This window comes from Hyphomicrobium sp. ghe19 (genome assembly GCF_902712875.1).
Lineage (GTDB): Bacteria > Pseudomonadota > Alphaproteobacteria > Rhizobiales > Hyphomicrobiaceae > Hyphomicrobium_B.
This window is the reverse complement of the sequence record NZ_LR743509.1, coordinates 2,850,511-2,872,173: the sequence shown is the minus strand read 5'-3', so window position 1 is coordinate 2,872,173 and position 21,663 is coordinate 2,850,511. Positions and strand designations below refer to the sequence as shown.

The window sequence follows — 21,663 nt, the reverse complement described above, 5'->3', positions numbered from 1 at the left end:
GCGGACCGGAGGCGGCGTTATGGAGCATCCCGGATTCTTTGAACGTGCCGGGCCGTATGCACTCTCGGAAGTCGCGGCGGCTGCAGGCGCGGAAATCGCGAACGGCGCAGATGCGACGGTCAAAATCGATGACGTGCGCCCGCTGTTCGAAGCGGGTCCGAGCCACATCTCCTTCATCGACAACAAAAAGTATTTGTCCCAGCTCGACGCGACGAAGGCTGGCGCCTGTCTCGTCATTCCGGCGATCGCCGACCGCGTTCCGGCCGGAACGACGGCGCTGATCACCAAGCAGCCCTATCACGGCTTCGCCCGCGCCCTGGCGCTGTTCTATCCCGCCGCCATGCAGCCGCTGGTGACGACTGCCGGCGCGCCGCCCGTCGATCCGACAGCGATCCTTGAAGCTGGCGTCATGATCGAACCTGGCGCCATTATCGGCCGTGAGGCTCAAATCGGGGCCGGAACGCGTATCGCGGCCGGCGCGGTGATCGGGGCGCGTGTCACAATCGGGCGCGGTTGCTTCATCGGCCCGCTGGCGACCGTTACGCACGCGCTCGTCGGCGACCGGGTCATCATCCATTCCGGCGTCCGGATTGGTCAGGACGGCTTCGGCTTCGCCATGGGACGCACGGGCCACCTCAAGGTGCCTCAGATCGGCCGGGTGATCGTCCAGGACGACGTGGAGATTGGGGCAAATACAACCATAGACAGAGGTGCCCTTAAGGATACGATCATCGGCGAGGGCTCGAAAATTGATAATCTCGTCCAGATCGGGCACAACGTCATCATCGGTCGCCATTGCGTGATCGTATCGATGTGCGGCATCTCGGGCTCGACCGAACTTGGCGACTTTGTCGTCATGGGCGGCCAATCGGGAACTGTGGGCCACATCAAGATCGGAAGCGGCGCACAAGTCGGCGGGGCCTCGCACCCGACGCACGACGTGCCGCCGGGCGCCCGTTATTTCGGCACTCCGGCAAAGCCGCTGCGTGAATCCGCCCGTGAACAGGCCATGATCAAGCGGCTCGTCGCGCGCGATAAAGACAGCTATGAGGACGGTACGCCGGAGCCTGAAGAAGGCTGACGCCCGGCAGGCTCGGTCGGCGAGCATAAATTTTTTGGAGCACACGACGATGGAAGGCAAGGCAACGGCGGTCAAATCCCTGGGCACCGCGGATATCAACCGGGTGATGAAGCTTCTGCCGCATCGCTATCCGTTCCTGCTGGTCGACAGGATGTACGACATGGATGGCGACGAGAGCTGCGTCGGCGTCAAGAACGTCACGATCAACGAGCCGTTCTTTCAAGGCCACTTCCCGCAGTTTCCCGTGATGCCGGGCGTGCTCATCATCGAGGGCCTCGCCCAGACGGCAGGCGCGCTCTGCGTTTCGAATGTCGGCCACGATTACAAAGCCGAGCTCGTCTATTTCATGGGCATCGATAACGCCAAGTTTCGCAAACCCGTCCTGCCCGGCGACCAGCTCCACTACCACGTGCGCAAGGTCCGCAATCGTGGCCGCGTGTGGCGCTTCAAGTGCGAAGCGAAGGTCAACGGTAAAACCGTAGCAGAGGCCGAAATCAGCGCCATGCTGGCAGACACCGCCGACGCCCGCGCATTTGCGAGCCAAAATGGCTGAAGTGGAAGTCCATCCGACGGCCGTCGTCGAAGACGGGGCTAAGCTAGCCGCAGGCGTAAAGGTCGGGCCCTTCTGTGTCGTCGGCCGCGATGTAACGCTCGGCGAGCGCGTCGAGCTCGTGAGCCACGTCGTCGTCGCCGGAACGACGGAGATCGGCGCTGGAACGCGCATTTTCCCGTTCGCGTCGATCGGCCATCAGCCGCAGGATTTGAAATACAAGGGCGAGCCCTGCTCGCTGACCGTCGGGTCGGACTGCATCATTCGCGAAGGCGTAACGATGAACCCCGGCACCGCGGGCGGCGGTTCGGTCACGATCGTCGGCAACGGCTGCGCATTCCTTGCGAACAGCCACGTCGGCCACGATTGCCACGTCGGTGACGGGGTGATTTTTTCCAATAACGTCATGCTCGCGGGCCATTGCAACGTCGGCGATTTTGCGATCATCGGCGGCGGCGCCGCGGTCATTCAGTACGCCCGCGTCGGTCATCACGCCTTCGTCGGCGGCATGTCGGGTCTCGAGAACGATCTCATTCCGTACGGCATGGCGATCGGCAATCGCGCCTATCTTTCGGGCCTCAACATTGTCGGCCTGCAGCGGCGTGGTTTTTCCCGCAACGATATTCACGATCTCCGCCGCGCCTACCGGCTGTTGTTCGCCGCTGAAGGCACGCTGAGCGAACGCGTGGAAGATGTCGCCGAAGAGTTCGCGGGCCATGCCTCCGTGCAGGAAATCCTCGCGTTCATTCGCCAGGGCGGCAAGCGTTCGCTGTGCACGCCGAAGAACGGCGAAGAGAGCTGAAAACGCCCATGGACGGTCCGATGAGGCGCATCGGGATCATCGCTGGCGCAGGCTCGCTTCCTCTCGAAGTCGCTCAAAGCGTTACGCGCCGCGGCGGCGAGGTTCACGTCGTCATGGTCGAAGGCGCAGCCGACCCGGCGCTGGCGGCGTTTCAACATACGATCGTCAACTGGGCTCAGCCTGGCCGCGCGATGGCGGCATTCAGACGGGCCGGCATCAGCGATGCGCTGTTGCTCGGCGGTTATCGGCGGCCTTCGTTTCTGACCGCGCGTCCGGATCTCGCATTTCTCCGTCTCGCACCGGCAGTGGTGAAGCTCCTGAAGGCCGGCGGCGATGATGCGGTCCTCAGGGGCGTACTCGCCCAATTCGAAGCGCTCGGCCTTCGCATCGTCGGCGTCGATGAAGTCGCGCCGGAGCTGCTCGTCGGCGGCGGCAACCTGACGAAAGCCTCGGCCTCGGCGGAAAACGCGGCAGACATCGCACGCGGCTTCGATCTCGTCGCCGCTCTCGGCCGGTACGATATCGGTCAAGCGGTGGTCGTCAGCCGCGGCCGCATCGAGGCGATCGAAGGCGCCGAAGGCACCGACCGCATGCTGAAGCGCGTCGCCGAAGCGCGCGCGGCCCGCGGCGATCGCGAACGTTACGGCGTTCTCGTGAAGCGTCCGAAGCCCGGTCAGGATTTGCGGGTTGATCTTCCGGCAATCGGACCGAATACAGTCGCCCTGGCCGACGCAGCCGGGCTTTGCGGCATCGCCGTCATGGCCGATCACGTCCTCGCCGCCAACCGTTCTGAGATGATCGCGCTCGCCGATGAGCGGGGGTTGTTCGTCGCCGGTATCAAGGCCGGGGAAAGCCAAACGGAACCGGCACGCGCTCCGAATATCCAAACACGGACCTTGGGCGATTTTCCAATGAACCCCTCGGCCGAAGCCGATATCGCACGAGCGACTGGCGTCTTATCGGCGCTCTCATCGTTCGGCGGCGGCTCGGCTGTAGTCATCGACGGCGGGCGCGTCTTCGCAGTCGGCTCCTCGGAAGAACCCATCGCCGTCGCAGAACGCGTGCGGACGCTTCGCGGTAAAAATACGCGTCGCCGTGGCGTCTTGGTCGTCGGACCGGGTTACCGGCTCGACGAAGCTCTGATCAGTGCAGCTCAAAACGCTCACCTGATCGGCGTCGCAATCACGGCGAACGGCTCCAGTCTCGCAAAATCCTCCCCAGTCATTCAGTTGGCAAACCGATCCGCGATGTTTGTCGCGGCGCCTGAGGGTTCGAAGCCTAGCGAGGCGTTGGCAGAGGGACCAAAGCCATTGAAAATATTCCTGGTGGCCGGTGAGCACTCGGGCGACGCGCTCGGCGGCAAACTGATCAAGGCCCTCGCGAACCTGCATCCCGAGCCGATCGTCTTCTCCGGTGTCGGCGGCGAGGAGATGGCGCACGAAGGCTTTCGCTCGCTCTTTCCCATCGAAGACGTGGCAGTCATGGGCCCGCTGTCCATATTGCCGAAGCTTCCGCGTATCCTGCGCCGCGTCTATCAGACCGTCGATGCAGCCGTCGCTTTCGCACCCGACGTCGTCGTCATCATCGACAGCCCTGAATTTACGCACCCGATTGCGAAGCGCATCAGGAAGCGCGCGCCGCATATTCCGATCGTCGATTATGTGAGCCCGAGCGTCTGGGCCTGGCGTCCAGGACGCGCCAAGAGAATGCGGCCCTACGTCGATCATATCTTAGCGCTTCTGCCGTTCGAGCCGGAAGCGCACGCGCGTCTCGGCGGCCCGCCGTGCACCTACGTCGGTCATCCGCTGATCGAGAAGCTCGACGACATCCAAAATGCGGATGCGAGCGGCCTCGCTGCGCGCCTCGGTATCGCACCGGATCGCCCGGTTCTTCTCGTCTTGCCCGGAAGCCGGACGTCGGAGGTCGAGCGGCTGATCGATGTGTTCGGCGAGGCGGTCGCGCGCGTCTCATCGGCCAAGGGCCCGATTGAGGTCGTCATTCCGGCGGTCCGCCACTTGCGAGACCGCATCGCCGCCAAGACGGCGGCATGGACGCCGAAACCGCGCATCGTCGACACGGACGATAAGTACGCCGCCATGCGTCTTGCGCGCGCCGCGCTTGCGGCATCGGGCACCGTAACGCTTGAGCTTGCGCTCGCGGGCACGCCGTCCGTCGTTGCCTACAAGGTCGACGCGGTAATGGCGAACCTGCGGTTCCTGCTGAAGGTGCCGAGCGTCGTGCTGGCCAACCTCGTGATCGGCAAGAACGTCTATCCGGAATATCTGCAGGAAGCGTGCACGGCCGAAAATCTCGCGAACGCCATCGAGCCGCTTCTGGGCGATACGGCTGCCCGCTCGGCGCAACTCGATGGCCTTACCCTGGCGCCGGAAAAGCTTCGCCTCACCGCCTCGAGCCCGAGCGAGGCTGCGGCAAATGTCGTTTTATCGGTCGTCGCGGGTCAGGCGGCCGGGAAATCGCGCCGCGGCGGTCCGATGTAGAGCTGGCGCGGGCGGCCGATGCGCTGCTCCGGATCCTCGATCATTTCCTTCCACTGCGCAATCCATCCGACCGTGCGCGCGACTGCGAACAGCACAGTGAACATATCGACCGGGAAGCCCATCGCTCTGAGCGTGATGCCCGAATAGAAGTCGATATTCGGGTAGAGCTTCTTCTCGATGAAGTATTCGTCCTGAAGCGCAATGCGCTCGAGCTCCAACGCGACCTTTAGCAGAGGATCGTCGCCGTGGCCGAGTGCATCGAGCACTTCGTGACAGGTCTTCTGCATCACCTTGGCGCGCGGATCGTAGTTCTTGTAGACGCGATGGCCGAAGCCCATCAGCCGGAAGCCGGACGACTTGTCCTTGGCGCGCTTTACGAATTCAGGAACGCGATCGACGGTGCCGATTTCCTTCAGCATGTTCAGCGCAGCTTCGTTGGCGCCGCCGTGCGCGGGACCCCAAAGGCAAGCGATGCCGGCCGAGATGCACGCGAAAGGATTGGCTCCCGATGAGCCTGCCAGACGCACCGTTGAGGTGGAGGCATTCTGCTCGTGATCGGCGTGCAGGATGAAGATGCGATCCAGCGCCCGCGAAATAATCGGATTGACGATGTAGGGCTCGCACGGAACGGCGAAGCACATCTGAAGGAAATTGGACGTGTAGTCGAGATCGTTGCGAGGATAGATGAAAGGCTGACCCATCGAATATTTGTAGGCCATTGCCGCGATCGTCGGCATCTTGGCGATCATGCGCTGGCTCGCGACCTCGCGCTGCGCCGTATCGTTGATGTCCGTCGAGTCGTGATAGAACGATGACAACGCACCGACCGTGCCCACCATGACCGCCATCGGATGCGCGTCACGCCGGTAGCCGGTGAAGAACCGCGTCATCTGCTCGTGAACCATCGTATGGTTCGTGATGGTCTTGCGGAAATTGATGAACTCGCCGTTTGTCGGCAACTCGCCGTAAAGCAGCAGATAGCAGACGGCCAAGAAATTGGTATTTTCCGCAAGCTGATCGATCGGATAGCCGCGATAGAGAAGTTCGCCCTTATCGCCGTCGATATAGGTGATCGAGCTCTTGCAGTTCGCCGTTGAGGTGAATCCGGGATCGTACGTGAAGCAGCCGGTATCTTTGTATAGATTGGCGACGTCGATCACGTCAGGGCCAATGCTGCCGGAACGCACCGAAAGCTGGACCTGCTTGTTGTCGACGGTCAACGTCGCGCTCGGCTTGGTCCCGCCCTTGGAAGCTTTGTCGTGAATGTTCATGTTCGCCACCTTCGCCCCGGAAGACACTGCCGACGCCTGAAGTTAACTTTCGCAATTCCCGTCGCAATAGACTAGGACGTCGGCGGCCCGGAGAACTGTCGGCGGCCTTCAAAAAGCAGTCGGCTATTGAAGGATTTAACGGATTTTTTGCGGTGCGGCAAGAGATCGTTAAGCCATCGATATTCCGGATTATCCCGCTGCATCTCCGATACGGCCGAGGCTCTCGTCACGGCCAAGCACCTCAAGGACATTGAATACCGGCGGTGAAACCGAGCGTCCGGTGAGCGCTGCCCGAAGAGGTTGCGCAACATTGCCGAGTTTCAAACCCTTTTCCTCGGCAAAGGATTTTACCTTCGCTTCAAGGAAGGCAGCCGACCATTCCTGCTCTGAGACGGCCGACAGCAGTTTGAGAATCTCGGCGTTCGATGCACGGCCTTCCGGCCCGAGAAGCTTCGCGGCCTTATCCTCGAGTTTGAGCGGCCGCTCCGCAACGATGAATAGTGCTCCGCCAAGGAGTTCCGCGAGAGTCTTCGAGCGCTCTTTGAGGGACGGAATGGCCGCCGTGAATTTTCCCCATCCCTTGGCGGCGAAAAGATCCGCGAGTTCCTTGCCCGTCGAAACAGCAGGAAGCTGGCGCAACACTTCGCGCGCCAGTGCGATGTCGGGACGTGCCGGCGCTTTCGGATCGGACGGGAGTTCCACGAGCGCCTGAAAATTGAGATGAGGCAGCATTCCGCGCACGTGCGCTTCGAGTTCCTCGTCCCCTGAAGCGCGGATGTAGTGCCCGTTCAGATCGTCGAGCTTCTTGAAGTCGAGCCGCGCCGGGCTCTTGTTGATTCCGTCGATGTCGAACCAGCGGAGAAGATCGTCGGTCGAGATGATTTCGTCGTCGCCGTGGCTCCAGCCGAGGCGCACGAGATAATTGCGCAGAGCGACCGGCAGGTAGCCCATATCGCGGTATTCTTCGACACCTTGCGCGCCATGACGCTTCGAGAGCTTCGCACCGTCCGCGCCGTGAATGAGCGGCACGTGCGCGAACTCCGGAACGGTCCACCCCATGCCCTGGTAGATCTGCGTCTGGCGTGCGGAGTTGGTCAAATGATCGGCGCCGCGGATGACGTGCGTTACCTCCATGTCGTGATCGTCGACGACGACGGCGAGATTGTACGTCGGATTGCCGTCTGATCTGAGAATGATCAGGTCGTCGAGATCCTTGTTCGGAAACGCAACGCGGCCCTGCACGTGATCGTTGACGATGGTCTCGCCCTCGCGCGGCGCCTTGAGGCGGATCGTCGGCTTCACATCTTTTGGTGCGTCCTGCGGATCGCGATCCCGCCAGGGCGAAAGGAAGATCTGCGGCCGGCCCTCGGCCTTTGCCTTTTCACGCGCCGCGTCGATCTCGGCGGGCGAGGAATAGCAGTAGTAGGCAGCGCCGCGCTTTAAGAGTTCGTTCGCGACCTCCCGATGCCGATCGGCCCGCGAAAACTGCGAAACGACATCGCCATCCCAGTCGAGGCCGAGCCATTTGACGCCGTCGAGGATCGCGGCCACCGCGGCCTCGTTGTTGCGCTCGCGATCGGTATCCTCGATGCGCAGAAGGAACCGTCCGCCGCGGCCGCGGGCATAGAGCCAATTGAAAAGCGCCGTGCGGGCCCCTCCGATATGCAGATACCCAGTAGGAGAGGGTGCAAATCGTACGATGGGCGCACTCGGTGTAGTGGTCACGGACATTGGACCTTTTTGCTCGCCTGCCATTGAGGGAATGAGGTTCCGCTCGTAGCATGTGAGGTGGGACAAGTTAAGAGGGCGGAAATACCGGCCTTCGGCAGCGCGTTGGGCGGGGCATGTCGGTCGAAGCGGCGGGACCGGAATTAGGTCGGGAGGCGGCGAAAGAGATCGGATTTCCGGCGCTTCCCGAGCGCGGGATCAGCCGCGCTGCGCTTCTTCTCGAAGCCGAGCGGGAAAGCTTTTTCCTTTGGGCTCCGGTTTGCCTGGGCGCGGGCATCGCGGCTTACTTCGCATTACCCATCGAGCCCGCAGCGATCATCGCCTGTGCGCCCCTCGTGCTGGCGCTCATCTCGCGCATGGCTGTCCGCGGAGGAACGCTCGCTGCGACCGTGATGACGGCCTTTGTCTTGGCCGGAACCGGATTTGCAATCGCGAAATTGCGCGTCGAAGCGGTGCGCGCGCCGGTTTTGACCAAGGCGCTCCACGGCGTCGAAATCACCGGCACCGTGACGATGGTCGAAGCGAAGATCCCGCGCGGCCAGCGCCTGACGATCAAATCGCCGAGCATCGCGGGCCTCGCGGCCGAGCAAACGCCGGCAGTCATTCGCGTGCGCACGATGTCGGCGCGTTCGCCCGCGGCGCCCGGCGACCGCATCCGGATAAAGGCAAACCTGTCGCCGCCCGCGAAACCACCGCTTCCGGGCGGCTTCGATTACGCCCGCACGGCATGGTTCGATTCCGTCGGCGCTGTTGGCTACGCGTTCGCGGCGCCCCAGATCGAGGGCCAGAGCGATAGCGGCACGCTTTCGCAGTGGTACCGCCGTTCCATCGAAAACATTCGCCAGGCAATCGCCGCGCGCATTCGCCAGGCGCTGCCTGGAGAAACCGGCGAGATCGCACTGGCGCTGATCACTGGCGAGCGAGGAGGGATCACCGCGGCGACGAATGACGCCTTCAAGAATTCGGGCCTATTTCACATCCTGTCGATATCGGGCCTGCACATGGTGATCGCGGCCGGCGCCGTATTCTATTCGGTCCGCCTCCTGCTTGCGGCCATTCCGCTCATCGCGCTGACGATGCCGATCAAGAAGATCGCAGCTGTACTCGGAATAATAAGCGCGATTGGCTATCTCGCGATCTCCGGCGGACAGTTTGCGACCGTGCGCTCGGCGCTGATGATCCTCATCATTTTCGGAGCCGTCCTTCTCGATCGCCCCGCGTTGGCGTTGCGGAACGTCGCTCTCGCCGCGTTCCTGATCCTCATCGTCTGTCCCGAAAGCCTGCTCGACGCCGGCTTTCAGATGTCGTTTGCTGCCGTCACGGCCCTGATCGCGTCGCACGAAACACTGAGTAATTTTCTCGGACGTCAGTCGCGGCCGCACCCGGCGCTGAAGGTGCCGAAATTCTTCGGCGAGATCATCGCCTCGACACTCATCGCGAGCGTGGCCGTCGCTCCGCTCGCTGCCTATAACTTTCACCAGAGCCAGCAATATGCCGTGCTCGGCAATATGATCGCCATCCCGATCTGCAACATCATCGTCATGCCCGCAGCATTGCTGGCGATGGTGCTGATGCCGTTCGGACTTGAATGGTTCGGCTTGAAGCCGATGGGCTGGGGCATCGAAGGCATGGCCTGGTGCGCGAACAAGGTCGGCGCGCTGCCCGGCGCCGTCGGCCACCTTCCGGAAATTCCGGCATTCGCGTTCATTCTCATGCTTGCGGGAGGAATTTGGCTTTCGCTTTGGCAAACGCGAATCCGCCTCTTTGGCGTCGCTCTTTGCGTTCTGGGCCTGCTCGGAGCGCCATTGATGTCACGACCGGATATTCTCATCGGCCAGAAAGGCCTGATCGCCGTGCGCGATACGTCTGGGAAACTCTCCGCACTGCCGAACAAGGGCGCGAAATATGACCTGGATCGCTGGCTCGAATACGACGGAGACGGACGGACGGCCCGCGAGGCGCAATCCGGCGACGCGTTCTCGTGTGACGCGGTCGGATGCATTGCCCACGTCAAAGGCGCAACGGTCGCGGTCGCCCGGCATCCGGCAGCCGTGACCGACGATTGCCTCAATGCCGATGTGCTGGTGATCAACGACCCGAAGCCCGAGGACTGCGCGGTGCCGGCGACCGTCATCGACGTCTTCGACCGTTGGCGCAACGGCGCCTACGCCCTATACATCGATCGCAGCGATGATAACCCCGAGCCGCGCGTGCACCTTGAGACGGTCGCATCCCGCCGCGGCGAACGGCCGTGGAGCGTCATGCCCGAAAGGAAAACGCCCGGCGGCCTTCCGAAACCCCGCATACGGGAGACACCCGGCGCAGCGCCGCCGGCTGCGGCGCCACCGCGGTCAATGGCGGAAGCTGAAGCCGAGCCGCGAACGCTTGCCGAGAGCGATCCGGGCGAGGAACCGGACTTTGAGCCAGAGTTTACGAATGCCGTGCCGGCCGCCAACGACGCCCAGTAAGACCTCCTAGCGCTGAGTAGCCCAGTAGCTCAGTAGCGCCGCAACAGCCCCACGAGCCGGCCCTGGATGTCGATCTGGTCGGGCCCGAATATGCGCGTCTTGAATTCGGGGTTCGCCGCTTCGAGGGCAATCGTCGAGCCTTTCTTGCGAAGCCGCTTCAACGTCGCTTCCTCGCCTTCGACGAGAGCAACGATGATGTCCCCGTTCTCGGCGTTATTGCACCGGCGGATAATGACGGTATCGCCGTCATGAATGCCCGCCTCGATCATCGAGTCGCCCTTCACCTCGAGCGCGAAATGTTCGCCGTTCGTCAGGATGTCGGGCGGCACGGCGATATCGTGCGTGTGGTTTTGAATGGCGCTGATCGGCGTACCGGCAGCGATCCGCCCCATGACGGGGATCGATACGGTCCGCGCATCGATGATGTGCGACGGCGGCGGCGGAGAAACGCTCGCCCGTGGTCCCGAGCCCTCGATCACGCTCGGCTGGAAGCCGCTGCGTTGAGGCATGGATGCGACGGACGCGCCTGAAGAGTGGCCCGCGTGTTGGCCGGCACTTGGCCCAATGTTCTGTCCGCCGTTCTGGGCGCCTGTCTGGCCGCCGGTCTGATTGTCCGGCAGCTTGATGACCTCGATCGCCCGCGCCCTGTGCGGCAGCCGGCGGATGAAACCGCGCTCGACCAGGGCCGTGATTAGGCGGTGAATGCCGGACTTAGACCTCAGATCCAGCGCATCCTTCATTTCGTCGAAGGATGGGGGCACGCCGCGTTCCTGCATGCGCGCATGGATGAAAAGCAGGAGGTCTTTCTGTTTCTCGGTGAGCATCGCGTTTCGTCTCAAGCCTTCCATGGCTGCGCGGGGACCGTGGGCCGAAACGCTGACCACCGATCGGACCCCCGCTGAATGACGGTACAAATCATGTATGTACGCTACACGTTCTTGTCTCGTTCCGCAAGCGCGCCCCGCGTTATCCCTATTCGACAGCGTCAATGGCCACGCGCGAGTGGCTCGAATGCCTCGCATGGCCAAGCGGCCAGATTGAACGGCTCCGCGAATCCAAACTCCGCTGATGAGCGGTAACGGGAGAACGCGAAATGCAGATGAAATGGTCTCCGCTGTTCCTGACAGCCGTGGCGGTGCTGGCCGTTTGCGGAGGAGAGGCCCGCGCCGACGGCTGCGACGACATGAAGGCGCTCTGCAAGGAAGCGACCGCGAAGGCCTTGAAATGCACGAACGAGCAATCGGCCGCCGAGTGCAAGCCGCTGATCGACGTGCGCAACGCGACGTGCACGCAGATCGATCTCGTCTGCAAGCCGGCGGCCCCAGAACCGGAATAGACGCGCCGGAATAGACCGCGCCGGAATAACCCGCGCCAATAGGGGTGCCCGAATTCCGCCGCGACGCGGCCGCGCAAAAGCACGCGTGCCGTGCGACGGAAACTTGGTCGCCGCTGGTTCAACACCGGACGCGCCATTGGGACTATGGGCTGTTTGAGCGGGCATTGTCGGGCCATGCAGGGTTGGTTCTCGCAGATCGTCATAGGCGTCATCGTCACCGTTCTCGGAACGCTCATCGCCAACGCCGTCACCGGCGGCCGCGCTGGACACCATTTCGTCCCGAGCTTCCACGCTTCCTCTCAACGCTGAACCTTTCGCGCGCCAACACCCACAACGAAGAACGGCGCAACATCGAACGCGCACGGTGGCCGGCTCCCCGGAGGGGACCGAAGGACGACGCAACAAGCGTGCGCAACCGGCCGGCTCGCGGAACGCGAGTCGGTTGCGCCAACCAAAAAGCACGAAGCGGACGGGTTCCGCGGCTGGGTCGTGCAGCAATGAAGTCTCGGAACCGATCCGCTCCGTGACAGACCGAGAACAGGGTCTCGAGCGCGGTCACTTTACGTCAGCGGGATGCTCCGCACACAGGCTTCTCACCCTGTGCGAACCGGTCGATCGCCTTGTCCGGAAGCGCGCGTCACGCCCCGGGTCGGGCTGCCCCACCCGAGCCCGGCGCAACGCCTTGCGCACGAACCCTTTGCCGGATGGGCGAAACGATTATGCGAGCGGAGGCGAGAGCGGGGATAAGTTTTTTGAGTGAGGGGGGGAATTGGGGAGAATTGGTACGTCGCGCAGTTGCAAGCGGCAATAAAACGAGTCCTTCGGATGAGGTGATGCCTGAAATGATTGAGGCCGGAGCCGCAGAGCTAGTCGGGTTCGACTGGATTAAGAGCGATGCGACCGACTGTGCTAAGCGGGTGTTTCTTGCGATGGCAACATTAGTCCACACTTCCACAAGCAGGTCGTCATTGCCCCACCGGCGTTGAAAATCGCGGTGGCGGCTGCATAAAGTTCGCCAATTTCTGTTGGAACCTCTTCTTGTTTGAGACGTCCCCCGGACAAACGAAAATCAACGCGCAAAGGGCGCGTCGTGTCCGGTCCATCTATCCATCGTGCGTGTACGAATTTGTTTCTCAGTGTGTAGGCGTCCTTGACTCCTTCAAGGGCGGAAACGAACTCTTTCCATTTTAGCGGATCGCCGCTTTGGAACTGGCGCGCGTAGGCCATAATAATTTCCGTCTTGCTGCGAAAACCAATCATATCAGTTAAAATGGCGATGCCGCCGCAGTCAGTCATGGTGATTTCTGCTACAGCGCGCTGAAGAGACAAATCGACCGCCTCCCAGTGAAAGGCGATGATACCGACGAGTCTCATATGTTCGTCAGGCAGAAATGAATAAGGGCTTGTGTAGGACATAGCTAAGGACCCAAAGAAAGAAGGAATTGAAGATAAGCCCCGCGCAGAAGATCGTTTATGCGCAGGATAGGGAAGGCCTTCAGCACCCGCCGATGCCGTCCTGGCATCGACAACATCCTGCGCCTCGAATCATCAGCGTCGAGACTAAGTTTGATCGTCGCTGAGGATTTGACAAACGTGCGCAGAACGATTTCGGGGGAGGACGACCCGAGAGAGGTCGCCACCCCAAGCCCGCGCTCGGGCAGCACTTAGCCCACCCCCAAATAAAAAAGGCAGCTTGCGCCGCCTTTTTCATTCTCGTTTGGGAGGATCGGTAAACGGAGTTTGGGGAAACTCAGGATTCGAGCTGCCAGATGCCCGTCGGCAAACGGCAGGCAACGATTTCGGTCTGCTTCGTCGCGTCGAGGCCGGTCAGCGAGACGACGGCATGGCGGCAAACGCTGCCGCGCGTGTCCTTGAACGACGAGACGGGTTTGACGACGCCGGAGAGGCGGCCATGCGCGCGGTGCCAGATATAGCTCGAGCCGTCGGCGACCTCCGTCAGGGCGAATTGCACGCTTTCCAGCGCCGCATATTCGTCCTCCTGGTTGAGGGCGACCTTGATGTCTGTGAAATTGGGTATGTCGCCGAGGGCGCCGGGTTTCGGACAAGCCGCCGTCGCGAGCGCCCGGTCTAGGGGCTGGTCTCCCGCCCAGGCAAACCCGTAAGGTAGGAAAATCGCCGCAACCAACGCGAAAGCCGTCACGCCGGCCGCGGCAGTCGAGAAAAGAGACGCATTTGTGGACATGACGCTACTTTCTTACGCGGACCGAACTCGATATTTCGCCCAACAAGACGATAAGGGTACTCTGCCTCAGTATGGTTAAAAGGTACTGAACACATGCAAGCGCTGTGTGCTGGAACGGCGCGCCGCGGAAACGAAGATCAAGCATTGAGCATGCAACATGAGTGATAGCGAAAGCGCTTCCAAATCGGCCCCAGTCACGGATCAAGCCTCGGCCCCGGATTTTTCGGCGGCGGAAGATCCGTTCCGGCTGTTCGAAGCCTGGATGTCGGAGGCGGAGAAATCCGAGCCGAACGATCCGAACGCGATGGCGCTCGCAACCGTCGACGCCGGCGGCATGCCGAACGTTCGCACGGTCCTGCTGAAGGGCCTCGATGCGGCGGAGAGCGCCGATCGCGGCTTCGTTTTCTACACGAACTTCGAAAGCGCGAAGGGCCGCGAGCTGCTGGCCAACCCGAAAGCCGGGCTGCTCTTCCATTGGAAGAGCCTCGAACGGCAGGTCCGCATTCGTGGGCCCGTCTCGCTCGTCTCCCACGGCGAGGCCGACGCCTATTACGCGACGCGGCCGAGGCTGAGCCGGATCGGCGCCTGGGCGTCGCATCAATCGCGGCCGCTGTCGTCGCGCGAGGTGCTCGAAGCCAAGGTTCATCATTTCGAAGCCAAGTTCCCGGAAGATTCGATTCCGCGCCCCGCCTACTGGTCGGGATTCCGCGTTCTTCCCGTGGAGATCGAATTCTGGATGAGCCGGCCGTATCGCCTGCACGATCGCATCGTTTTCCGCCGCGACGCCCCGCGCGACTCCTGGCAGAAAACCCGGCTCTATCCTTGAGTGACCACAAAAGGCACGGGTTGTGGCATAACGAAGTATGGTCGCGAGGTTCGAGTTTTGAGGCTTGAATGGTAACGGATCGCATCGACGAACGCCGCCCGAGAAGGCGGGTACGCGACCGCTATCAGTCGACGCGGATCTATTACGCCGCCGGACGGCCGCCGTCCTTTCTCGCGAAATGGACGAGCCGCATTGCGCTCTTCGCGGCCGTCGCTGCCCTCGTGACGGCGGTACTGCATCGCCTCCATTTGCTGCCGACGCCGGTCGCCTTGACGATTGCCTACATCGTCATCCTCTGCGCTGGGCTGTCGCTCCTGATGGCGTTCGTCGCCGGTCTCGATATTTGGGTGACGGGACGGCTGGGTGCCGCGCGCGTGTTCTGCGGTGCGATCGTGGCTCTGGCGCTGCTCGCGATTCCCGCGGGCGTTTGGGCGATGAGCTTCAAGTGGCCGCCGATCAACGACGTCTCGACCGATCTCGCTGAGCCGCCGGAGTTCACCGAGGCGAAGGATGAGCGCGCGGCTGACGCCAATCCGACCGAATATCCGGGAGACGAGTTCGCGACGCTCCAGCGCGAGCATTATCCCGATCTCAAAAGCCTGATCCTTCCGCGCTCGACCGAGGAAGGCTACGAGCTGGTGCTCCAGGCGCTCGCCAAGCTGAAGATGAAGACGACCCTCGAAGTCCCGCCGGAGGACGAGCAGGACGCGCCGGGCTTCATCGAGCTGTCGGACCAATCGCCCGTGCTCGGTCTGGTCGACGACATCATCATTCGCGTGCTGGGCGAGGACGGCGCGTCTCGCGTCGATATCAGATCGGCGTCGCGCTACGGCGCTAACGACTTCGGCCGCAACGCCGCGCACGTGCGCGCGATCCTGAAGGAAGTTGCGAGCCGCTTCGAAGCTTCCGTTCCCGACGTCGACAAGGATACGCGCGCCGTCATCGACAAGCGGAATAAGCTCAAAGCGGAGAAAGGTCGCGGTCAGGCGTCAAAGGCAGATCGGAAGCGACCAAACCTTTCTCGATCAGATATTCGACGTGCGCCTGAACGGAAAGCGTCGCAGCCGGGATCAGCTGGGGGGCAAGGCCGCGGTAAATCTCGGGGACAATTCGACGAATAGTCGTCGCGCCGCCGGTTAGCGCATCGAGTACGGATTTCTCGCGCCACGTCCGGTGCAGCAGATAGGCTTTCACGGTCCGCTGCGGATCGTTGAGGCGGTCGCCGTGACCCGGCAGGAAGACGTCGTCGTTGCGATCGAGCAGAATTTCGAGCGATGCGACGTAGTCGGCCATTCGCCCCTCGGGCGGCGCGATGACGGTCGTATTCCACGCCATCACATGATCGCCGGAAAAGACGACGCGGCGGCCTTCGAGCGCGAAGCAGAGATGATCCGGCGCGTGCCCCGGCGTGTGGATCGCTGTCAGCGCCCAATCGGCGCCCGCGATCGTGTCGCCGCCATTGAGCGCGATATCGGGCATGAAGTCGTAGTCGACGAAGTAGCTTCCCGAGGGACTGTTCTCGAGCGCCATTTTCCCGGTGGAGGGATCGCGCGCGTAGGCGGCGGTTACGGCGCCGGTTTTCGCCTTGAGCTTGGCGATGCCGTCGACGTGGTCGCGATGGGCATGCGTCGAGAAGATGTGCGTGATCGGCCGGCCGGCCGCCGCTTTCAGAATGGCCGCGCGATGCTCCGCGCTATCCGGTCCGGCGTCGATGACGGCAAGTGACGTCGAGCCGACGAGATAGGTGTTCGTGCCCTTGAATGTGAAAGGGCTCGGATTGTCTGCGACGAGACGAATGACCCCCGGTCCCATCGGGGACGGCACGCCGTAGGTGAAGGCCATCTCTGTTTTGAAATTAAGTGAATCCAAACCCCGTGACCCCTCGTTGAATTATCGCCCGCTTATAGGGAACACCGGCAAACAACGAATACCCCGAAATTCGACGCAGGTTAATGCCGCGCGCGAATTCGCACATGTTCCGGACGAAACCCGAGACCGATCAAACGGCCCGCAAGGTGCGCCAGAATTGGCCATCGGGCGATGCCGAGCACAAACCCCGGCGGACCGGATCTCGTTGCCTCGTCGGCTTCCCGTTTCCGACGATCCCGGCGCATCATCAGTTGCAATTTTTGTGTGGCCTTCGTGGGAAACGTGCGGCGCATTTCCACAGCCGCGAGATGAGCATTGGAAAGACGGCGTTCATTCAGCGGCGCCGTAAGAATGTTCGCTGCGGCAACGGCGTCCTGGATTGCGAGGTTAACGCCGACGCCCCCGATCGGCGACATCGCATGCGCCGCATCGCCGATGCAGAGAAGGCCCGGCCGCCACCAGTGCTTCAAGCGATCGATCCGGACGCAAAGGAGCTGTACGTCGTCGAACGATCGAATTTCCTCGAGCCGCTCCGGCGGCAGCGGCGAGATAGCGGCGACCATGTTGCGGAAAGCATCGATCCCGGCGGCCTTGATGTCCTCGTATGTTCCCTTGCGAACGATATATCCGCACTGCCAGTAGTCGCCGCGATCTATCATCACGAAGCCCTGGCGCGGCCCCGCATGACCCATGGTCTGCACCGGATCGCCGGCGGCGTGCGAAAGCTTCATCCAGAGCACTTCGCTCGGATTGCCGAAGCTCTCGACTTCGAGCCCGGCAAGCTTGCGAGTCACCGAATTGCGCCCGTCGGCGCCGACGACGAGCGACGCATGGAGTGTCAGCGGCCCCTTGGCTGTCATTGCACGAAGCCCGGTGATCCGGTCACCTTCGATGATGAGGTCCGTCAAGTCGCTCTGCATAAGCAGATGAAAATTCGGATAGCGCTTCGCTTCGCGCGCCAGAAAATCGAGAAAGTCCCATTGCGGCATGAACGCGATGAAGCGGTTCCGCGTCGGCAGCCAGGAGAAATCCGCGATTTTGATGTCCTTGCCGCCGACCTCCGCATGCAGCGTGCGCGCTTCCGTATGCGGGAGCTTCAGAAGTTCATCCGCAAGACCGAGCTCGTGCATCACCTGCAACGTCGACGGATGGATCGTATCGCCGCGAAAATCGCGCAGGAAGTCGCCATGCTTTTCGACCACGGTCACATCGAGGCCCGCGCGCGCGAGCATAAGGCCGAGCATGAGACCGGCAGGTCCCGCGCCGACGATGGCGCACGTTGTGCTGATCTCGCGTTTCGCTGCAGTTTCCTCTTCGGGTTCTGACGGTTCCGGACTAGGCGCGGCGCCGGCTTCGAGCATCATACCGGACTCCCGAGTGCCAACGATTTGAGATCGACGACGTCGCGCTTTGGCGACATGCCGAACATGCGCGCGTATTCGCGGCTGAACTGGGAGGCGCTCTCATATCCGACCTGATACGCGGCGCCTGCCACGTTGATATCGCCGGCCGCCATCAGCCGTCGCGCTTCGAGAAGGCGCAGCTGCTTTTGATATTGCAGCGGCGTCATCGACGTCAGCATTTTGAAATGCGCATGAAACGACGACGGGCTCATGCGTGCAACGGAGGCGAGCTGCTCGATGCGGATGGGACGAGAGAAATCCTCGCGCAAGACTTGGATCGCCTCAGCGAGCCGCCGCGTCCGGCTGTTGGGCAAGACGAGCTTGCAGAACTCGCCGCCGTATTCGCCAGTCAGCAGCCAGAACGAGATCTCGCGCATGATCGTGGGATAAAGAACGGAAATGGCGTTCGGCGTCGAAAGCAATCGCGCGAGCCGCGCTATGCAATCGGCGAGCGGTTCTTGGAGCTGCCGCTGATCGCCGATGGCGGTCGCATCGTGAATCTCTCGTCCGGCCTGGCGCGCTTCACGATGCCGGGATACGCCGCGTACGGGGCGATGAAGGGCGCTATCGAAGTGATGACGCGTTACATGGCGAAGGAACTCGGACCGCGCGGCATCGCCGTCAACGTCGTGGCGCCCGGAGCAATCGAAACCGATTTCGGCGGCGGCCTCGTGCGCGATAATGCCGAAATCAACAAGCACATCGCGTCAGTGACGGCGCTAGGGCGCGTCGGCGTTCCCGACGACATCGGACCGATGATCGCGCTTCTGCTTGCCGACGAGAACCGCTGGATGACGGCGCAGCGCCTCGAAGTCTCGGGCGGCGTGAACCTCTGATCGCGCGGCTAACGTCCACTGTCATCCTCGGCTTCATGCCGAGGATCCATGGTTCAACTTGCGCCTGCTGCCTGATGGATCCTCGGGCCAAGCCCGAGGATGACATTGGAACGATGCTTCACACGCCGTAGTACGATCGATACCACTCGACGAAACGGCCGATGCCCTCGGCAAGTGGTGTCGAGGGCCGGAAGCCGACATCGCGCGCGAGATCGTCGATGTCGGCGTATGTCTTTGCGACGTCGCCGGGCTGCATCGGCAGAAAGACTTTCTTCGCCTCGCGACCTGTCGCCTTTTCGATCGCAGCGATGAAATCCATCAGTCCGATCGAATTGTTGTTGCCGATATTGTAGAGCCGGAAGGGCGCGTTCGAGCTGGCGGGATCGGGCCGGGCGGCATTCCAATTCGGATCGGGCTCGGCAATCCGATCGACTGTCCGAACGAGGCCTTCCACGATGTCGTCGATATACGTGAAATCGCGTGCATGATGGCCATTGTTGAAAACGTCGATCGGCTCGCCCGCGAGAATTTTCCGCGTGAACGAGAAATACGCCATGTCTGGCCGCCCGAACGGCCCGTAGACCGTGAAGAAGCGAAGGCCCGTGACGGGAAGTCGGTAGAGATGAGCATACGCGTGCGCGGCGAGCTCATTGGCTTTTTTCGTCGCGGCGTAGAGGCTCAGAGGATGATCGACGTTATCGTGCGTGCTGAACGGCAGCTTGGTATTGGCGCCATAGACCGAGCTCGATGACGCGAACACGAGATGCTTGACGCCGTTGTGGCGGCATCCTTCGAGAACGTTCTCTGTGCCGACGATATTGGAATCGATATACGCGCTCGGGTTTTCGCTGCCGTAGCGAACGCCGGCCTGCGCCGCGAGGTGAATGACCTTGTCGAACCGCTGCACCCTGAACAGCTCATGCATCGGCGCTCGATCGGCGATATCGAGATGCTGGAACGAAAAGCCCTCTCGGCCCCCGAGCTTCGCCAGCCGCGCTTTCTTGAGAGCCGGATCGTAGTAGCTGTTGACGTTGTCGACGCCGACGACTTCGTCGCCGCGGTCCAGCAGACGGGCCGCCGTGTGATAGCCGATGAAGCCGGCAACGCCAGTGACCAGAAACTTCATTGGCGAGCGAGTCCTTGTCTGATTTCTGGCCCGAGGGGATAGCGAAGGCCCGGTTTAGTAGGTCCGCTGAAACTGTCAATCACGCCCAATAGCCGAGCCTTAACGCCGCGCCGGGCGCCCCACCCAAAAAACTTATCCCCGCCCATTGGCTGGCCCTTATCTTCCTGCGTGGGAGCTTCGTTGCAGACATTTAGCGTGAACATGAACGATACGCCGAACCTCGCACTGCCCTATATCCTGGCCGCCCAGGCGCAAAAGCATGTCACGCACAACGAGGCGATCCGCGCGCTCGATTGCCTCGTGCAGCTCTCCGTCGAAAGCCGGGCGCTGACGGCGCCGCCCTCGGCCCCGGCCGATGGCGACAGGTTCCTGATCGCCGCGTCGCCGACCGGCGCATGGTCCGGCCACGCCAACGAGGTCGCGGCATTTCAAGACGGCGCGTGGGCCTTCTATAGGCCGAAGGACGGCTGGAGCGCCTGGGTCGCGGACGAAGGCGCCCTCCTTATCTACACCGCAGGGGCCTGGTCGCTGTTTGCGGGTTCAGGCGGGGGCAGCGGCCTTACGGGACCCATCGCCAACGCCGATCTCGCCAATGTGTCGCCAGGCACGATCAAGGGCCGAAAGAGTTCTGGCAGCGGTTCGCCGGAAGACTTGAGCGCGGCAGACGCGACGGCGCTGCTCGATGTCTTCACGGGCTCCGGCGCGAGCCACAAGAAAGGTCTTGTCCCCGATCCTGGCGCGACTGCTGGAACGGCCAAATACTTGCGCGAGGATGGGACATGGTGGGACCTGAGCAATGTCCCGCTCGTCGGCGTCAACGCGACCGCGGATGCAACGAACAAGCTCGCCATCAAAAGCCAGGCCAGCCTTTTCGATAACGCCGGCAACGGACATCAGCAGAAAATCAACAAGGCCGCAGCGAGCGACACGGCGAGCCAGCTTTATCAAACGAACTATTCGGGCCGCGCTGAAATTGGCCTGACGGGCGACGACGACTTTCACTTCAAGGTCAGCGCCGATGGATCGACGTGGCGCGAAGCTATAAAGATTGATCGCGCCACGGGGAAAGTCACGTTTCCTCAATCGGGCGGTCCGCGCGAAGTTTTGACGGCCAACCGGACTTACTACGTCAACGGCTCCACCGGCAGCGACTCGACGAACGACGGGCTGTCGATTGGCTCACCGTTCGCAACACTCCAAAAAGCCGAAAACGTCGCCCGCACGATCGATTTCAACGGCTTCTCGGTAACGATCAGCATTGGCGATGGGACGTATACGGCCGGCGTGACAGTCGGGCAGAAGGTCGGGCAGGCAGGCGCGACCAACTATCGTTTCACATCGACGAGCGCCGACGCCACGAAGGTCATTGTTTCGACGACGAGTGCATCTTGCTTCTCGTGCCTTGCGCCGTGTCAGATTGACCGTGTAACGATGCAGACGACAACGAGCGGCAGCGGGATATGGATGCAGGTAGCGGGCCTCGTCCAGTACTCGCTCGTTATTTTCGGCGCTTGCGCAACGTACTGTCTCAACGCGTCAGCGCCCGGCGCGAAAATTCAATGCGTTGGGGCCTTCACAATCGCAGGGAACGCGGGCGCCTTCGCGGTGGCGTCTGATAGCTGCCAGATCCAATGCGAGAGCGTCACGATCACCCTCACGGGAACTC

16 protein-coding genes and 6 pseudogenes are annotated in these 21,663 nt (G+C 62.1%); 13 read left to right on the top strand and 9 right to left on the bottom strand.

What is annotated here, in order from left to right:
• Positions 1 to 19: 19 nt before the first annotated feature.
• From lpxD to lpxB, 5 genes and pseudogenes are all read left to right on the top strand, one after another.
• Positions 20 to 1,081 (top strand): UDP-3-O-(3-hydroxymyristoyl)glucosamine N-acyltransferase, encoded by a 1,062-nt coding sequence (gene lpxD / locus AACL53_RS13770; RefSeq protein WP_339085095.1) that lies wholly within the window; start codon positions 20 to 22, stop codon positions 1,079 to 1,081.
• Positions 1,082 to 1,130: 49 nt separating this feature from the next.
• Positions 1,131 to 1,634 (top strand): 3-hydroxyacyl-ACP dehydratase FabZ, encoded by a 504-nt coding sequence (gene fabZ / locus AACL53_RS13765; protein WP_339086943.1) that lies wholly within the window; start codon positions 1,131 to 1,133, stop codon positions 1,632 to 1,634.
• Positions 1,627 to 2,433, top strand: a complete 807-nt coding sequence (gene lpxA / locus AACL53_RS13760) for an acyl-ACP--UDP-N-acetylglucosamine O-acyltransferase (protein ID WP_339085094.1) — start codon at positions 1,627 to 1,629, stop codon at positions 2,431 to 2,433. The genes fabZ and lpxA overlap by 8 nt, the downstream gene beginning before the upstream one ends.
• An 8-nt stretch (positions 2,434 to 2,441) precedes the next feature.
• A pseudogene (gene lpxI, locus AACL53_RS13755) lies at positions 2,442 to 3,251 on the top strand (UDP-2,3-diacylglucosamine diphosphatase LpxI); the annotation flags it as partial.
• 429 nt (positions 3,252 to 3,680) lie between these two features.
• Positions 3,681 to 4,931, top strand: coding sequence for a lipid-A-disaccharide synthase (lpxB, locus tag AACL53_RS13750; RefSeq protein ID WP_339086941.1), 1,251 nt, complete (start codon positions 3,681 to 3,683; stop codon positions 4,929 to 4,931).
• Here lpxB and gltA read toward each other — a convergent pair.
• Complete coding sequence (gene gltA, locus AACL53_RS13745; protein ID WP_339085092.1) at positions 4,892 to 6,202, bottom strand: citrate synthase; 1,311 nt, start codon at positions 6,200 to 6,202, stop codon at positions 4,892 to 4,894. The genes lpxB and gltA overlap by 40 nt on opposite strands.
• A 189-nt stretch (positions 6,203 to 6,391) precedes the next feature.
• Positions 6,392 to 7,933 carry a glutamate--tRNA ligase gene (gltX, locus tag AACL53_RS13740; protein ID WP_339085091.1) on the bottom strand — a complete coding sequence of 514 codons (1,542 nt, stop codon included), beginning with the start codon at positions 7,931 to 7,933 and terminating at the stop codon, positions 6,392 to 6,394.
• Positions 7,934 to 8,046: 113 nt separating this feature from the next.
• Between gltX and AACL53_RS13735 the strand changes: the two genes are divergently transcribed.
• Positions 8,047 to 10,398: a ComEC/Rec2 family competence protein gene (locus AACL53_RS13735; RefSeq protein WP_339085090.1), complete on the top strand. Its 2,352-nt coding sequence runs from the start codon at positions 8,047 to 8,049 to the stop codon at positions 10,396 to 10,398.
• Between the two features lie 29 nt (positions 10,399 to 10,427).
• On the opposite strand, the gene lexA is transcribed toward AACL53_RS13735, so the two are convergent.
• Entirely contained in the window at positions 10,428 to 11,222 is a 795-nt protein-coding gene (gene lexA, locus AACL53_RS13730) for a transcriptional repressor LexA (RefSeq protein ID WP_339085089.1), read from the bottom strand.
• Between the two features lie 269 nt (positions 11,223 to 11,491).
• On the opposite strand from lexA, the gene AACL53_RS13725 reads away from it, so the two are divergent.
• Both AACL53_RS13725 and AACL53_RS13720 read left to right on the top strand, forming a co-directional pair.
• Positions 11,492 to 11,734 carry a hypothetical protein gene (locus tag AACL53_RS13725; protein WP_339085088.1) on the top strand — a complete coding sequence of 81 codons (243 nt, stop codon included), beginning with the start codon at positions 11,492 to 11,494 and terminating at the stop codon, positions 11,732 to 11,734.
• Positions 11,735 to 11,908: 174 nt separating this feature from the next.
• On the top strand, positions 11,909 to 12,043 hold the full coding sequence (locus tag AACL53_RS13720) for a hypothetical protein (RefSeq protein ID WP_339085087.1): 135 nt from the start codon (positions 11,909 to 11,911) through the stop codon (positions 12,041 to 12,043).
• Positions 12,044 to 12,643: 600 nt separating this feature from the next.
• Here AACL53_RS13720 and AACL53_RS13715 read toward each other — a convergent pair.
• Together AACL53_RS13715 and AACL53_RS13710 are read right to left on the bottom strand one after the other, a co-directional pair.
• Complete coding sequence (locus AACL53_RS13715; protein WP_339085086.1) at positions 12,644 to 13,150, bottom strand: hypothetical protein; 507 nt, start codon at positions 13,148 to 13,150, stop codon at positions 12,644 to 12,646.
• A gap of 334 nt (positions 13,151 to 13,484) precedes the next feature.
• Entirely contained in the window at positions 13,485 to 13,937 is a 453-nt protein-coding gene (locus AACL53_RS13710; RefSeq protein WP_339085085.1) for a hypothetical protein, read from the bottom strand.
• 157 nt (positions 13,938 to 14,094) lie between these two features.
• Between AACL53_RS13710 and pdxH the strand changes: the two genes are divergently transcribed.
• Positions 14,095 to 14,763 (top strand): pyridoxamine 5'-phosphate oxidase, encoded by a 669-nt coding sequence (gene pdxH / locus AACL53_RS13705; protein ID WP_339085084.1) that lies wholly within the window; start codon positions 14,095 to 14,097, stop codon positions 14,761 to 14,763.
• A gap of 68 nt (positions 14,764 to 14,831) precedes the next feature.
• A pseudogene (locus AACL53_RS13700) lies at positions 14,832 to 15,635 on the top strand (DUF1499 domain-containing protein); the annotation flags it as partial.
• A gap of 88 nt (positions 15,636 to 15,723) precedes the next feature.
• Here the strand turns inward: AACL53_RS13700 and AACL53_RS13695 are convergent.
• The 3 genes and pseudogenes from AACL53_RS13695 to AACL53_RS13685 form a co-directional block, all read right to left on the bottom strand.
• A complete protein-coding gene (locus tag AACL53_RS13695; protein WP_339085083.1) occupies positions 15,724 to 16,632 on the bottom strand; it encodes an MBL fold metallo-hydrolase in 909 nt (302 codons plus the stop codon).
• Positions 16,633 to 16,712: 80 nt separating this feature from the next.
• Positions 16,713 to 17,996, bottom strand: coding sequence for an FAD-dependent oxidoreductase (locus tag AACL53_RS13690; protein WP_339085082.1), 1,284 nt, complete (start codon positions 17,994 to 17,996; stop codon positions 16,713 to 16,715).
• A pseudogene (locus AACL53_RS13685) lies at positions 17,993 to 18,487 on the bottom strand (helix-turn-helix domain-containing protein); the annotation flags it as partial. The gene AACL53_RS13690 and the pseudogene AACL53_RS13685, both read right to left, overlap by 4 nt.
• Before the next feature lie 12 nt (positions 18,488 to 18,499).
• Here AACL53_RS13685 and AACL53_RS13680 point away from each other — a divergent pair.
• Positions 18,500 to 18,871 (top strand): annotated as a pseudogene (locus AACL53_RS13680) (SDR family oxidoreductase); the annotation flags it as partial.
• Positions 18,872 to 18,989: 118 nt separating this feature from the next.
• Here AACL53_RS13680 and AACL53_RS13675 read toward each other — a convergent pair.
• Positions 18,990 to 19,997, bottom strand: a complete 1,008-nt coding sequence (locus AACL53_RS13675; protein ID WP_339085081.1) for an NAD-dependent epimerase — start codon at positions 19,995 to 19,997, stop codon at positions 18,990 to 18,992.
• Positions 19,998 to 20,198: 201 nt separating this feature from the next.
• Between AACL53_RS13675 and AACL53_RS13670 the strand changes: the two are divergent.
• Together AACL53_RS13670 and AACL53_RS13665 are read left to right on the top strand one after the other, a co-directional pair.
• Positions 20,199 to 20,462: pseudogene (locus AACL53_RS13670) on the top strand (DUF2793 domain-containing protein); the annotation flags it as partial.
• A gap of 306 nt (positions 20,463 to 20,768) precedes the next feature.
• Positions 20,769 to 21,068: pseudogene (locus AACL53_RS13665) on the top strand (DUF2793 domain-containing protein); the annotation flags it as partial.
• Positions 21,069 to 21,663 lie beyond the last annotated feature (595 nt).

What these genes read in the sequence shown, in the direction of transcription:
- AACL53_RS13715 (WP_339085086.1), bottom strand. Translation starts at nt 13,150, where the DNA reads ATGTCCTACACAAGCCCTTATTCATTTCTGCCTGACGAACATATGAGA.
- AACL53_RS13675 (WP_339085081.1), bottom strand. Translation starts at nt 19,997, where the DNA reads ATGAAGTTTCTGGTCACTGGCGTTGCCGGCTTCATCGGCTATCACACG.
- fabZ (WP_339086943.1), top strand. Translation starts at nt 1,131, where the DNA reads ATGGAAGGCAAGGCAACGGCGGTCAAATCCCTGGGCACCGCGGATATC.
- AACL53_RS13725 (WP_339085088.1), top strand. Translation starts at nt 11,492, where the DNA reads ATGCAGATGAAATGGTCTCCGCTGTTCCTGACAGCCGTGGCGGTGCTG.
- lpxA (WP_339085094.1), top strand. Translation starts at nt 1,627, where the DNA reads ATGGCTGAAGTGGAAGTCCATCCGACGGCCGTCGTCGAAGACGGGGCT.
- AACL53_RS13720 (WP_339085087.1), top strand. Translation starts at nt 11,909, where the DNA reads ATGCAGGGTTGGTTCTCGCAGATCGTCATAGGCGTCATCGTCACCGTT.
- lpxD (WP_339085095.1), top strand. Translation starts at nt 20, where the DNA reads ATGGAGCATCCCGGATTCTTTGAACGTGCCGGGCCGTATGCACTCTCG.
- lexA (WP_339085089.1), bottom strand. Translation starts at nt 11,222, where the DNA reads ATGCTCACCGAGAAACAGAAAGACCTCCTGCTTTTCATCCATGCGCGC.
- gltA (WP_339085092.1), bottom strand. Translation starts at nt 6,202, where the DNA reads ATGAACATTCACGACAAAGCTTCCAAGGGCGGGACCAAGCCGAGCGCG.
- lpxB (WP_339086941.1), top strand. Translation starts at nt 3,681, where the DNA reads ATGTTTGTCGCGGCGCCTGAGGGTTCGAAGCCTAGCGAGGCGTTGGCA.
- AACL53_RS13710 (WP_339085085.1), bottom strand. Translation starts at nt 13,937, where the DNA reads ATGTCCACAAATGCGTCTCTTTTCTCGACTGCCGCGGCCGGCGTGACG.
- AACL53_RS13735 (WP_339085090.1), top strand. Translation starts at nt 8,047, where the DNA reads ATGTCGGTCGAAGCGGCGGGACCGGAATTAGGTCGGGAGGCGGCGAAA.
- AACL53_RS13690 (WP_339085082.1), bottom strand. Translation starts at nt 17,996, where the DNA reads ATGATGCTCGAAGCCGGCGCCGCGCCTAGTCCGGAACCGTCAGAACCC.
- gltX (WP_339085091.1), bottom strand. Translation starts at nt 7,933, where the DNA reads ATGTCCGTGACCACTACACCGAGTGCGCCCATCGTACGATTTGCACCC.
- pdxH (WP_339085084.1), top strand. Translation starts at nt 14,095, where the DNA reads ATGAGTGATAGCGAAAGCGCTTCCAAATCGGCCCCAGTCACGGATCAA.